Source organism: Chitinimonas sp. JJ19, from assembly GCF_036961565.1.
GTDB lineage: Bacteria > Pseudomonadota > Gammaproteobacteria > Burkholderiales > Chitinimonadaceae > Chitinimonas.
This window is the reverse complement of the sequence record NZ_JBAMDD010000012.1, coordinates 34284-47384: the sequence shown is the minus strand read 5'-3', so window position 1 is coordinate 47384 and position 13101 is coordinate 34284. Positions and strand designations below refer to the sequence as shown.

Sequence of the window (13101 nt, the reverse complement as noted above, 5' to 3'; positions counted from 1 at the left end):
GCGTATCAAGCTGAGATCAGCGCAGTGTCAAGGAGTCATCCAGGATGCGCGGGGTCACAAAGATCAGGAGTTCCTTCTTGCTGGTGCTCTTGAGCTTGGACTTGAACAGGTTACCCAGGTAAGGAATATCACCCAACAACGGCACCTTGCTCTCGCCGTCGTTTTCCTGCATTTCGTACACACCACCCAGTACGGCGGTGTCGCCACTGCCGACCAGCACATTGGTCTGCACCACCTTGGTTTCCACCACGGGGAACTGGCCACCCTGGGTCAGCACGTCATTACTGACCTTCAGCTCCATGAACACGCGCCGGTCCGGGGTAATCCGCGGGGTCACTTCCAGCTTCAGGGCCGCTTCCTTCTCCTGCGGCGCAGCGCTATCGCCCGAACCACCCGGTACGATGATGTAGTACTTGCGGCCTTGCGAGATCGTAGCCTTCTGCTGATCGGCCGTAATCACGCGGGGGCTGGACACGGTACGACCCTTGCCCTCGGCTTCCAGCGCCTGCAGCTCCAAGCTGACCAGCATACCAGCTGCTGCATTCAACAAAGTCACACCCATCGAGCCGCCCGTCGTGGCGGACGATGGCAGATTCACCACAGAACCCTGGCTACCTTCCGTACCCATTGTTTTCCCGTTGTTCAGGATATCAATGGCGGCATTAGTGGTATTGCTGACACCGATGCGGGTATCACTATCCAGGGTACGGTTTGCACGCAAGCCCAAGCGCACACCCAGCTCACGACTGAAGGTGTCATCGGCCACCACGATACGGGCTTCGATCATCACCTGACGCGAAGCGGTGTCCGTCTTCAGCAACAGGGCGCGGACATCATCCAGCTTGGCGGGGATGTCGTTCACGATCAGGGTGTTGGTACGTGGCTCGACGATGGCAGTGCCCTGCTTGCTCAGGAAGGGCTGCTTCTCGTTCATCAGCATGTCCCGAACATCTTCAGCCTTCTGGTAGTTCAACTGGAAGGATTCGGTACGGGTAGGCTCAACCTCGGCCAGCTTCTTCTTGCTTTCGGCAATCTGGGTTTCGCGCAGGGCTATTTCGTCGCGCGGAGCCACCCACAACACATTGCCATTCTCACGCTTGTCCAGACCCTTGCTCTGCAGTATCAGTTCCAGCGCCTGGTCCCAAGGCACGTCCTTCAGCCGCAGGGTCAGGTTGCCGTTGACGGTATCGCTGGTAATGATGTTCTTGCCGGTGAATTCGGCAATCACCTGCAATACCGTACGCACTTCCACGTTCTGGAAGTTCAGCGACAGCTTGTCGCCCTTGAAAACAGGCTTATCCAGCTCAGCCAACTTCTTGGCGCGCTCGTCTATGCTCTTCACTTCTACAGTAAAGCGATTCTCGGTCTGATAGGCCGAATACTCCCATATACCGCGCGGTTCGATCACCATCTTGACCGTGTCGCCCTGGCTATAGGTATCGATAGTCTGCACGGCAGTGCCAAAGTCGATCACATCCATGCGACGCTCAAACTGGCGAGGCAGTTGGGTCTTGGCGAACTCCAGCACCAGCGACTTGCCCTGTTGCTTGATATCAATACCAATGGAAGGACTGGACAGGTCGATCAGGATCCGACCATCGCCATTGGAGCCACGACGGAAGTCCACACTGCGTATCGCTTCCTTGCTGGCGTTCTGGGCGGTGGAGAACTGAGCCGTCGTATTGGTGACCGCCATCGCAGCCGCCGTCGACTTGACCTTGATCTTCAGCTTGTTGCCGTCCACCTGGGTCTCGTAGGTCGCACCGCGCAACAGGCTCAACACCAGGCGGGTACGGCTGCCCGATTCGGCAATGCTGATGGATTTGAGGTTGCCGCTCGACACCGGCACGGACGACTTGCCCGAATCGTTAACCGTGTTATTGAAGTCAAACGCGATACGAGGCGGCGTATTCACAGCAAAACTCGCCGGCACTTGCGGCGCTTTCTGCATCACGACCGTGATTTCCTGGTGATCGGCAGACTCGGCCTGCACTTCGATAGACTTGATCGCATTGGGCTCGTTAGCATGGGCAACACCCATCAACAAGACCAGCGCAATACAACCCAGCCATCCCTGCATCCGCTTCCTAATCATTTGTTTTGCTCCGTATCGTCCAACGCCAGTACGCTTGTTCTCTCAACCCAGTCGCCGCCACTGTCTTCCACAATTTCTTTCAGTGTCAGGTCTGTCTCGGTAATGGTAGTCACCATGCCAAAGTTCTGGCCTATATAACTACCTAGCTTCACCCGGTACAGATTGCCATCCGGCGTGCGGATCAAGGCATTCAGCTCCTTGCCGCGCTGCAACGTACCCACCATCCTCAACTTCTCCAGATCGTAGGCTTCCAAGGTTTCCTTGGGTCGATTCAAATTGGGTGCCAAACCACCACCACCACCCTTTTTCGCCACTTCCATCTTGTTGCGGCTGAACGGCTCAACAATATCGAATGCAGCATAAATAAAGGGCTGATAAGGCTTTACCTCCGGCAGCGGTTCAATCCGCCCCCGCAAGTTGGCGCTTTCTGCATCCATCCACACCTGCAAATCCTCAAAGCGGCTGTCAGAACACGCTGTCAATAGCAAGGGCAGGAGCAGCAGGGTTGATGACTTCTTCATCGCGATCATCCTTTAATCCCTAATCACTGCTTTTTCTTCTTGGCCTCGGCCTCGGCCTTGCGCATTGCAACAGCCTCCTCCGCATCAAGGGCTCGATAAGTCTTGGCTACGGCCTGCATGGTCAGCACGCCCCCCATTGCAGCACCAGTCTTGGCATCCACATTGTTAGTAGGCGTATTGATCTGGATCTCCCCCAAGGTCACGATGCGCGACAACTGGGCGATATCGCTGGCAAACGCGGCTAGGTCGTGATAATTGCCATTGATCTTCAGGCTGACTGGGCGCTCGGCAAACTCCGTAGTCTTCACCTCAGCCGTGGTGGGCTTGAACAACTCAAACTGCAAGCCACGCCCCACGCCAGACTGATTGATCTCGGTAATCAGCGTTTCCATCTCTGCCTTGCTGGGCAGTTGCTTAAGCAGGGCGCCAAAGGACTCCTGGATATCCGCGAGCTGCAAACGATAGGCTTCCAGGTTAACCGCCTTGGCCTTCTTATCCAGGAAAGCTGTCTTGAGCTCCGCCTCCTTGGCTCGACCCTGGTCCAGGATTTCCAGTTCGCCTGCCAGCAGCAGGAAATAACCCAGCACTATCACTACTACAGAAAACAGGGCGAGGGTGACCAGCTGCACTGCCGCCGGCCAATTCGCAATATCCTTGGGGTCTAGCCGCCGTAATTCATCTAGATTCATGGCTTTGGCGCCTCTTTCTTGTTGGCCTTGCCCTTCTCATCAGCCTCGTCCTTCTCGCGCGTCACTTTCACGTTCAGACTGAACTCGTTGACGCGTTGACCGCCTGCGGTATTCGCCTTGATCTCGATCAGATTGGGCTGCTCGAAAATGAAGGAATCCTCCAGGCTGCGCATCAAGGTGGATACCCGCGCACTCGACTGGGCATAACCGATCAACAAGAGCTGGTCGTTGGTCTGCTTGATCTCCTTGAGGAAGATCCCCTCGGGCACCTGGCGCGCCAGCTGGTCCAGCATCTGCACGGCTTCACCTCGATTGGATTGAAGGCGTTCAACCACCTTCTTCCGATCCAGCAGTTGCTGACGCTCTTTCTTGAGCGTTTCAATCTCGGCAATCTGCTTGTCCAGCTCCGCATTCTTGTCCGTCAGAAAAGCATTACGCTCTTCCTGGTTCGATATCTGGGCGCTGATAAGCAAATAGGCAAACACCACCACAGCAGCACCGACCAGAACCGACATCGCGGACAACGCAGTAAAGCGCCGCACCCGAGCCTTACGCTTCTGCTCCCGGTGCGGTAAGAGGTTGATACGTATCATTGGTCAAACCTCCTGAGTGCCAAGCCACACGCAATGAGCAAGGAAGGAGCATCCAGGAGCAGCTGACGGGTCTTGATTCGGCTGGACTGCGTCATATTCAAGAAAGGGTTGGCGATCATGGTACTGACCTGGGTTCGACTGGCCACAACCTCATCCAGCCCGGCAATCACACTGCACCCACCCGCCAGCAGGATATGATCCACGCTGTTGTACTGGGTGGAGGTGAAGAAGAACTGCAGAGCGCGGGAGATTTCCATGGCCAAGGAATCCATGAAAGGCTGCAACACTTCGGGTTCGTAGTTATCCGGCAGGCCACCATTACGCTTGGCAGCTTCCGCTTCTTCAGCAGACAGACTGAACTTCCGCTGTATGTCCTGGGTCAACTGGTTACCGCCAAATGCCTGTTCACGGGCATAAACCTGCACACCATCGCGAACAATATTGATATGCATCATGGCGGCGCCAATATCAACAATGGCGATGGTCTGGTCCTTGCCGGACTGCGGTAGCTGATGCTCAATCAACTCATAGGCGGCCTGCGTGGCAAACGACTCCACATCCACCACCAGGGCTTTCAGACCGGCGGCTTCGACCACGGCAACCCGGTCTTCGACCTTTTCCTTGCGGGAGGCGGCAATCAGGACTTCCACTTCATCCGGCGTAGCGGGCGAAGGGCCCAGCACCTGGAAGTCGAGGTTGACCTCATCCAACGCAAAGGGGATGTACTGGTTGGCCTCTGTCTCGACCTGCATCTCCAGTTCAGCCTCGGTCTGCCCGGCTGGCACGGTGATTTTCTTGGTGATGACAGCGGCCGTCGGCAACGCCAGCGCCACGTTACGGACGCGGCTACCCAGCATGCGCCAGGCTCGCTTGACGGCCTCACCCACCACCTCTAGATTCGCGATATTGCCATCGGCAATCGCGTCCTTGGGTAGTGGTTCAATGACATAACGTTCAACGGCAAGGTGCTTGCCCGTCTCCGACAACTCCACCATCTTCACCGCCGATGTGCTGATATCAACACCGATCAGTGGAGGGGCTTTGGGCTTTAGGAAATCGAGGTTCAACTTAAATTCCCTTTATGAATTAGCACTTTGGCAGCACTTTTAAATATAGTAGTCACTTTAAATCGTAGCAGCCCACCATCAGGGTGTAAAGGCAATTTATGCATTTATCTTAAACTGTGCCCTAACTGACGTATCCTACTTATCCCGCACCCCAAAAAATCGTACTTGGCAATGAAAAAACGCTGGCTGCTACTCACCGTCGCTCTATTGAGCCTCATCCTCATCACCATGATAGGCGTTCTGGCGATCGCCATCGCCGTCACTTACCCCAAGCTGCCCTCGCTGGCGGTGCTCACGGACTACCAACCCAAGATTCCCCTGCGCGTGTACACCCAGGATGGTGTACAGATAGGCGAGTTTGGCGAGGAGCGCCGTGCCTTCGTGGCCATAGGCAAGGTGCCCGTGCTGATGAAGCAGGCCATACTGGCAGCCGAGGACGAGCGCTTCTATCAACATGGCGGCGTGGATTACATCGGCGTCGGGCGAGCCGTACTCTCCAATCTAGTCAGCGGGCACGCGCAGTCGGGCGCGAGTACCATAACCATGCAGGTGGCGCGCAATTTCTTTCTGTCCAGCGAAAAGACATTTACCCGCAAATTCAATGAGGCGCTGCTCTCATTCAAGATTGAGCATAGCCTGAGCAAAGACCAGATACTGGAGCTGTATTTCAACCAGATATACCTGGGCCAGCGCGCCTACGGTTTTGCCTCGGCCGCTAATATTTACTATGGCAAGACACTGGAGCAATTAAGCATCGCCGAGATGGCCATGCTGGCAGGCCTGCCCAAGGCACCCTCCAGCTACAACCCGGTGGTCAACCCGCCACGCGCCCAGCAACGCCAGCGCTATGTGCTGCGCAGAATGCGCGAACTGAATTTCATCAATCAGGTGCAATACGAAGCGGCCGTGAAAGAGCCCCTATCGGTCCGCCGCATAAGCGAATCATTCCCAGTACAGGCCGGTTATGTTGCCGAGATGGTCCGCCAAGCGATGCACGACAAATATAAGGACGCGATTTACACCAAGGGCTATCGCGTCTATACCACCCTGTCCGCCGCGCACCAAACGGCAGCCCACGAAGCCGCCAAGCGCGGCCTGCTGGACTACGATCGCCGGCATGGCTATCGCGGCCCCGAAGGGTTTATCGAACTGCCCGCCGGCGTGATCGCCCCCACCGAGCAGCTGGAGGATTTCCTCTCCACCCAGAAACAGCTCGGCGAACTGTCACCTGGCATCGTGCTCGCCGCCGAGCGCAATCTGGTCAAGGTGTATCTGCGCGGCGGCAAGATAGTCGATGTCAGCGGCAAGGGCCTGCAATTTGCCGCCCGTGCGCTCAACACCAAGCTGCAGCCCGCCCAGCAATTGCGCCGTGGCTCGGTGGTGCGCATGCAGCTCAAAGGCAATGACTGGCAGATCGTCCAGTTGCCCGAGGCCGAAGTCGCCATGATCTCGCTGGACCCTAAGGATGGTGCCATCCGCGCCCTGGTCGGCGGGTTCGATTTCGACAAGAACCACTTCAACCACGTCACCCAGGCCTGGCGCCAGCCCGGCTCCAGCTTCAAGCCGTTTATTTATTCGGCCGGCATAGAGCGCGGCTTCACACCCGCCAGCATCATCAATGACAGCCCACTGGAGATAGACCCCTCATCCATTGGCGGCCAACGCTGGGAGCCCAAGAACTTCGACGGCAAGTACAGCGGCCCCATGAGCATGCGCGATGCCCTGACCAAGTCCAAGAACCTGGTTTCCATCCGCATCCTGCAGGCCATTTCACCCGAGTATGCCCAAAGCTATATCAGCAAGTTTGGCTTCGAGGGCCGTAACCACCCGCCCTACCTGACCATGGCTCTGGGCGCCGGCAGTGTCACCGCACTGCAGATGGCCGAGGGCTACGCCGTGTTCGCCAACAGCGGCTACCGGGTGCGGTCCTACTTTATTGATCGTATTGAAAACAACCAGGGACAGGTCATCGCCCGTACCGCCCCCGAGGTGGCCGGCATCAATGCCCCCCGCACGCTGGATGCCCGTAACGCCTTTATCATGACCAGCATGATGAAGGATGTGACCCGCTTCGGCACTGCGGCCAAGGCCAATGTCCTGAACCGTACCGACCTGGCCGGCAAGACCGGCACCACCAACGACACCTTCGATGCCTGGTTTGCCGGCTATCAGCAAAAACTGGTGTCGGTGGTATGGATAGGCTTTGACCAGCCCAAATCACTGGGCGGCGCCGAAACAGGCGGCCACGCTGCCCTGCCGATCTGGATCGACTATATGGGCAAGGCACTGAAGGGCGCGCCCAACTACCAGTACCCAATACCCGAGGGCGTGGTGACCCAGACGATAGAAACAGGCCGCGGACCACGCGAGGAATACTTCTACGCCGAGTTCCTGGAAACCAATAGCGAGCTGGGGCTGGGCGGTAGTAACGCCCCCGCCAGCCAGACCATCAATGACGAGGTGAAAGACCTGCTGTTCTGACCCTTGCCATGTGCAATAAGCAAAGGGGTGTGCCCAGGCACACCCCTTTGTACATCCAGCCCACCAGCAGCCCGCCGCCAGCCGATTCCGGCAGCGGTTACAGTAGCGGGTAATCGAACCGGCGCAATAGCTCGGCCGTCTCACATAGCGGCAAACCCACCACACCGCTGAAACTGCCCTGCAACTCAGCGATCAAGATAGCGCCCAGGCCTTGGGCACCATAGCTGCCCGCCTTGTCCATGGGCTCGCCGCTGGCCACATAGGCCCGTATCTCTGCCTCGCCCAGATCGCGAAAGCGCACCTGGCTGGTGGAAACCGCAGTCTCCGTCCGCTCGCCATCCGTCAAGGCCACGCCGGTCAACACCTGATGGCAGCTGCCGGACAAGCGCATCAGCATGGCCACGGCGTCTTCCTGGCTTTCCGGCTTGCCCAAGATCAGGCCATCCAGCGCCACCGTGGTATCCGCTGCCAACAGCAACCGTGGCGCACGTCCCTCGCGGCGATAGGTCGCCACGCCTGCTTGCGCCTTGGCCCTGGCCAGACGGCTGACATAAGGCAGCGCCTGCTCGCCAGGCAGCGGCGACTCGTCTATCTCGCAGCGCACCAGCTCGATAGGCACACCGATCTGGCCCAACAGTTCACGCCGGCGCGGGCTGGCCGAGGCCAGGTATATCGTGGGTTTGGTCATGGTCAAGACTCAGACTGCGGCCAGCCGACAGCGGCTACTCGCGATGGTAAGGGTGGCCCTGGTTGATCGCCACGGCGCGGTACAACTGCTCGGCCAGCAGCACCCGCACCATGCCGTGCGGCATAGTCAAGGCGGAGAGCTGTAGCAGATCGTCGGCCTGCCGTTTGACATCAGCATGCAGGCCATCAGCCCCGCCTATGACAAACGCCACATCACCGCCCTCGCGCTGCCAGCCCTTGAGCTTCTCGGCCAGCTTCATCGACGTCCAGGCCGCACCACGCTCGTCCAGGATCACCTTGCGGCAACCAGGCGGCAGGGCCGCCTGTATGCGTTCACGCTCGGTATCCATGGCCCGCTCCACGCTGGAGCCCGCCCGCTGGCCCGGCTTGAGCTCAATCAGCTCGATACTGGCCTCGCGCGGCATGCGCTTGGTGTATTCCTTGAAAGCCGTTTCCACCCAATCGGGCATCTTGTGGCCAACGGCAATAATGAAAAGCTTCATGCAGCGTACTCGACAGCCACGGCATACACCGTGGCCGGCGCCTTATCAGACCTGGGGATCGTCGTGTGCCTGTATGGCTGCTTCCCAAGGCCGCGTGGGGTTGAAGGTTGGCTTCTGGCCGCCCCACAGCTGTTCGATATTGTAGTAGTCACGCACGGCCGGCAGCATCACGTGCACGATCAGCGGACCAACATCAACCAGCACCCATTCGCCGCTCACGTCGCCTTCCATGCCGAGTATCTCGGCACCGGCTTCCTTGAGCTTTTCGCGGGCGCTGTTGGCCAGCGCCTTGACCTGGCGGTTGGAGCTGCCCGACGCCACGATCATGCATTCGAACATGGCGGTCAGCTTGGTGGTGTCGAGCACCAGAATGTCTTCGCCCTTGATGTCTTCCAGGGCGGCTACGGCGATGTCACGCATCTGCTCGATAGTCAGGTGTTGAGTCATGGAGTCTGTTTCTTCCCAATAATGTCTTGCAGCACAGCAGCCGCGGGACGTTCCGCATTCATAGCTGCTAAGCCATAGAAAGCAAATGCCGCTCGGCGCAATCTGGCACGGCGTCCGGGCTCACTCGGCAATTAAAACTGCCAGTAGCGCAACGAAGGCGGTGCCCGACCAGGCGAGCGGCGGCATAGGCAAGCGCGGGATTGTACCCGCATATCTCAGACAGGTCACGCTAAGTGTTTGAATTCTCGGCAGGACTTGTTTCGGCACGCCGCCATCGAGGCCGGCGCACCATCGAATCACATGGATTTCTCGAACTTCGCCACGATGGTCTTCAACGCCTTGGCCGTCGCAGCCAGTTGCTCTGCTGACTTGGCCACGTCCTGCGCCTCGCGATTATTGGCATCAATGGTACCGGCCATACGCTCTATGGTGCGGGCCACTTCCTCCGCCGCCGACGACTGCTGCCGCAGGGTATTGGCAATCCGCCCGGTCATCTCCACCGTATGCTCAGAGGCCGCCGCCACCGCCGCCAGGTTCTGGCTGCTGGCCTCGATCGACGCCGTCCCGTTGGCCACCTCGGCCACCGCATCGTCCATGGTCATCAGCGTCGCCTGGGTCACCATCTGGATATTGGTTACATTGTTGCTGATATCCTGGGTGGACTGCGAAGTCCGCTCGGCCAGCTTGCGTACCTCATCCGCCACCACCGCAAAGCCACGGCCCGATTCACCGGCACGGGCTGCTTCAATCGCCGCGTTCAAGGCCAACAGATTGGTCTGGTCGGCAATCTCCTTGATGGTGCCGGTCATGCTGCCTATGCGCGAGACGGCCTGGTTCAGGTCGTCCAGGGTAGAGCGGGCCTCGCCCACCACCTCCACGATGCGGCTGGTCGATGCCAGGCTGGCCTGCATATTGGCCTCACCCTCGCGCACCACCGTCTTGGCCTTCATGGCACTCTCGGCCGTCTCGTGGGTAGCACGGCTGATCTCGGTCACCGACACGCTCATCTGCTCGGTGGCGGCGCTCACCTGCATGGCTTGATCGCTCTGCTGCCCGGTCTGGGTCGCCAGCAATTCCGCCGCGCCATCAAGATGGTGCGATTGCTCCGATATCTTGTGGGACGACGCCAGCACATCGGCAATCAGGCTGCGCAGCTGGTTGGACAGCGTCTGCACATACTGGATGGTATCGGCGAACTCGTCAGTAGACTCCACATGCACCTGGTAGCGGAAATTGCCGTCCTCGATATGCTTGAGCTGCGTGCGTATCTTCTCTATGCCATGACTGGCCCGGCTGGCCCACCAACCACCGCCGACAACAGCGACGATGGCGCCAAACACGGCCACACCCCAGACGGCGCCGCCGCCCCACCCCATGCTAGCCACCAAGGCGGTGGCCAGGTTCAGTACGGCAAGGCCCAGGAATGCCAGCAAGGCACGTTGGGTGAACGAGAATATCTGCATGGCGGCTCCGGTACCGATAACAGGGCACATACCCTGAATTGAAATAGCGCTACGCTAACGATAGTGCGCCACAGGCCACTGCGGCAACATGACTCGCAAAGATATAATCTTTGCGCAACAGTACAAGCCAGGCCAGAAACAGCCCAGGCAGGCCCAAGGGCAATACAGCCACCTGCGCGCCATGCCATCCCAGTAGCGCCAGCTGCCGCCCAGCGTGCCTGATCAGGCTAACACAGGCACCGCCAACGCCACGTTGACCCCCATCAACACCCGCTACCAGCGGGAGTGGTGATCCTCCGCCACCCCCAGCAAGCCCGCCACCAGATAGGGCTCGGCCTGGGCCGACGCCTTCACCCAGCCATGGTAGGTACCCACCGGCTGTACATAGCGGCTAGCCGCCACGATCAGATCCCGGTCTTCGCGCCGCTCGCCTTCGGGGTGGAAATGCAGGTCAAGCAAGCCATCGTCGGTGCGCACATGCCAGGGCGCCAGTGTATTGGCCTGGTCATAGCTGAATTCGGCCGCACCCAGCGCAATCAACTGCCCCTGCAGCCACAGCACATTCTCGTGGTTACCAAAATAGCCGGCCTGCAGGTTGAACCCCACCTCAGAACCATGCGCTGATGCCCACAACCAGCGGGTATCGCGCGGCAACAGCCCGTTGGAATGATCCAGGCTGGCGTGCCCGCCATCCAGGCAATACACCCGCCCGCCCACACGCGCCTCGCCCTGCACCTGCAAGGCAGGCGACTTATGGGTGGCATGCCACACCCCACCCGCCACCGGTCCAGTAGCAAACAGCCAGGGCGCCGCCGCCTGGCCATCCAGCGCGGCCCGCACGCTAAAGCCATCCGGCCCATCCACCTCCAGCACAAACTGGTCCGCCGTCGGTTCCCGCATCTGCACACGGGTTCCCCGCCAGGCAAACCGGCTCTCAGCCCCGGCAGCCGGCACATCGGCCACACGGGCCGTCAGCCCCGGCACGCCATCGCGTGATGTGGCCGCCAGCACCTTGCCGCTGGCCCGGTCAAACAGGTAGGCAAACGCCGCATTGGTCCAGCCCACATGCACCACCGCCGCCCCAATAAAGCAATCGCCGCAGGCAATGCCCATATACTGCCAGCGCTTGTGGTGGAACAGGCGCCACCACGCAGGCCGCTGCAGGCCCGCAGGCAGTGCGCGCCAATCTATCTCGCCACAACGGCCGGCAAATTGCCCGGCCAGGGGCGCCACGGCATCGGGTACAGCGGCCGGCGCCGCCAGCAAATCACGCACGAATCTGGCCGTCACCCAGCACCACCCACTTCTGACTGGTCAAGCCATCCAGCCCCACCGGGCCACGGGCATGTATCTTGTCGGTCGAGATACCAATCTCAGCCCCCAAGCCATATTCAAAGCCATCGGCAAAACGGGTCGAGGCATTCACCATCACGCTGGCCGAATCCACCTCACGCAAAAAGCGCCGCGCCTTGCTGTAGTTCTCGGTCACGATGGCATCGGTATGGTGGCTGCCGTAATCATTAATATGGGCAATCGCCGCATCCAGGTCCTCCACCACCTTGATCGCCAGTATCGGCGCCAGGTATTCGGTAGACCAATCGGCCTCAGTCGCCGCCAGCACCGCCGGCAGCACATCACGGGTCCGCGGACAGCCCCGCAGCTCCACCCCCTTGGCACGGTAAATCTCCGCCAACGGCGGCAGCACCAGCTCCGCCACATTGTCGTTCACCAGTAGCGTCTCCATGGTGTTACAGGTGCCGTAGCGGTGCGTCTTGGCATTGTCGGCAATCCGCAGCGCCTTGTCCGGGTCGGCCTCGTCGTCGATATACACATGGCAGATACCGTCCAGATGCTTGATCACCGGCACCCGCGCCTCTCGGCTCACCCGCTCGATCAAGCCCTTGCCGCCACGCGGCACGATCACATCCACATACTCGCTCATGGTAATCAGCGCGCCCACCGCCGCACGGTCGGTAGTCTCCACCACCTGCACCGCCGCCTCCGGCAGGCCGGCGCTGCGCAAGCCCTCGCGCACCAGCGCCGCCAGCGCCTGGTTGCAACGGGCCGCCTCCGAGCCACCGCGCAGAATTGCCGCGTTGCCCGATTTCAGGCACAGCCCCGCCGCATCCGCCGTCACATTCGGCCGCGCCTCGTAGATGATGCCTATCACCCCCAGGGGCACCCGCATCTTGCCCACCTGTATGCCGCTGGGGCGGTAGGCAAAGTCACTCATCTCCCCCACCGGGTCTGGCAGGGTAGCAATCTGCCGCAAGCCCTCGGCCATGCTGGCCACGCCCTTGGGCGTCAGCGCCAGCCTGTCCAGCAAGGCCGGCTCCAGCCCCGCCGCCTGCGCCGCCGCCATATCAGCCGCATTGGCCGCCAGCAGTATCGCCGCATCGCGCTCTATGCCAGCCGCAATGGCCAGCAAAGCCGCGTTCTTGGCATTGGTATCCGCCCGCGCCAGCAAACGCGATGCCGCCCGCGCCGCCCGCCCCAATTCGTTCATGTACGACTGCACGTCCATTGCTGATTGCTCCGTCAGATCTTGGCTCCAG

12 protein-coding genes are annotated in these 13101 nt (G+C 59.9%); 1 reads left to right on the top strand and 11 read right to left on the bottom strand.

Features of this window, described 5'->3' with window-relative positions:
- Positions 1–16: 16 nt before the first annotated feature.
- Genes pilQ through V7714_RS14905 form a run of 5 tightly spaced genes read right to left on the bottom strand, consistent with a single transcriptional unit; the run spans position 17 to position 4965 of the window.
- Complete coding sequence (gene pilQ / locus V7714_RS14925) at positions 17–2095, bottom strand: type IV pilus secretin PilQ (RefSeq protein ID WP_335710421.1); 2079 nt, start codon at positions 2093–2095, stop codon at positions 17–19.
- The gene (locus V7714_RS14920; protein WP_335710420.1) at positions 2092–2625 is read right to left on the bottom strand and encodes a pilus assembly protein PilP; all 534 of its coding nucleotides are present in this window, start codon (positions 2623–2625) and stop codon (positions 2092–2094) included. Before V7714_RS14920 ends, pilQ begins: the two co-directional genes overlap by 4 nt.
- Positions 2626–2639: 14 nt before the next feature.
- Entirely contained in the window at positions 2640–3305 is a 666-nt protein-coding gene (locus V7714_RS14915; RefSeq protein WP_335710419.1) for a type 4a pilus biogenesis protein PilO, read from the bottom strand.
- Positions 3302–3898 carry a PilN domain-containing protein gene (locus V7714_RS14910; RefSeq protein ID WP_335710418.1) on the bottom strand — a complete coding sequence of 199 codons (597 nt, stop codon included), beginning with the start codon at positions 3896–3898 and terminating at the stop codon, positions 3302–3304. The genes V7714_RS14915 and V7714_RS14910 overlap by 4 nt, the downstream gene beginning before the upstream one ends.
- A complete protein-coding gene (locus tag V7714_RS14905) occupies positions 3895–4965 on the bottom strand; it encodes a pilus assembly protein PilM (protein WP_284196955.1) in 1071 nt (356 codons plus the stop codon). The genes V7714_RS14910 and V7714_RS14905 overlap by 4 nt, the downstream gene beginning before the upstream one ends.
- Before the next feature lie 171 nt (positions 4966–5136).
- Here V7714_RS14905 and V7714_RS14900 point away from each other — a divergent pair, with 171 nt between their 5' ends.
- A complete protein-coding gene (locus V7714_RS14900; protein ID WP_335710417.1) occupies positions 5137–7446 on the top strand; it encodes a penicillin-binding protein 1A in 2310 nt (769 codons plus the stop codon).
- A gap of 97 nt (positions 7447–7543) precedes the next feature.
- Here V7714_RS14900 and V7714_RS14895 read toward each other — a convergent pair whose 3' ends face one another.
- The 6 genes from V7714_RS14895 to V7714_RS14870 all read right to left on the bottom strand — a co-directional run bounded on the left by V7714_RS14895 (position 7544) and on the right by V7714_RS14870 (position 13070).
- On the bottom strand, positions 7544–8134 hold the full coding sequence (locus tag V7714_RS14895) for a Maf family protein (RefSeq protein WP_335710416.1): 591 nt from the start codon (positions 8132–8134) through the stop codon (positions 7544–7546).
- Positions 8135–8168: 34 nt separating this feature from the next.
- Positions 8169–8636 (bottom strand): 23S rRNA (pseudouridine(1915)-N(3))-methyltransferase RlmH, encoded by a 468-nt coding sequence (gene rlmH, locus V7714_RS14890; protein ID WP_335710415.1) that lies wholly within the window; start codon positions 8634–8636, stop codon positions 8169–8171.
- A gap of 45 nt (positions 8637–8681) precedes the next feature.
- Positions 8682–9083 carry a ribosome silencing factor gene (rsfS, locus tag V7714_RS14885; protein ID WP_284196951.1) on the bottom strand — a complete coding sequence of 134 codons (402 nt, stop codon included), beginning with the start codon at positions 9081–9083 and terminating at the stop codon, positions 8682–8684.
- Positions 9084–9379: 296 nt separating this feature from the next.
- The gene (locus tag V7714_RS14880; protein WP_335710414.1) at positions 9380–10546 is read right to left on the bottom strand and encodes a methyl-accepting chemotaxis protein; all 1167 of its coding nucleotides are present in this window, start codon (positions 10544–10546) and stop codon (positions 9380–9382) included.
- Between the two features lie 273 nt (positions 10547–10819).
- Entirely contained in the window at positions 10820–11836 is a 1017-nt protein-coding gene (locus V7714_RS14875; RefSeq protein WP_335710413.1) for a DUF2804 domain-containing protein, read from the bottom strand.
- The gene (locus V7714_RS14870) at positions 11814–13070 is read right to left on the bottom strand and encodes a glutamate-5-semialdehyde dehydrogenase (protein ID WP_335710412.1); all 1257 of its coding nucleotides are present in this window, start codon (positions 13068–13070) and stop codon (positions 11814–11816) included. The genes V7714_RS14875 and V7714_RS14870 overlap by 23 nt, the downstream gene beginning before the upstream one ends.
- Positions 13071–13101: the final 31 nt, after the last annotated feature.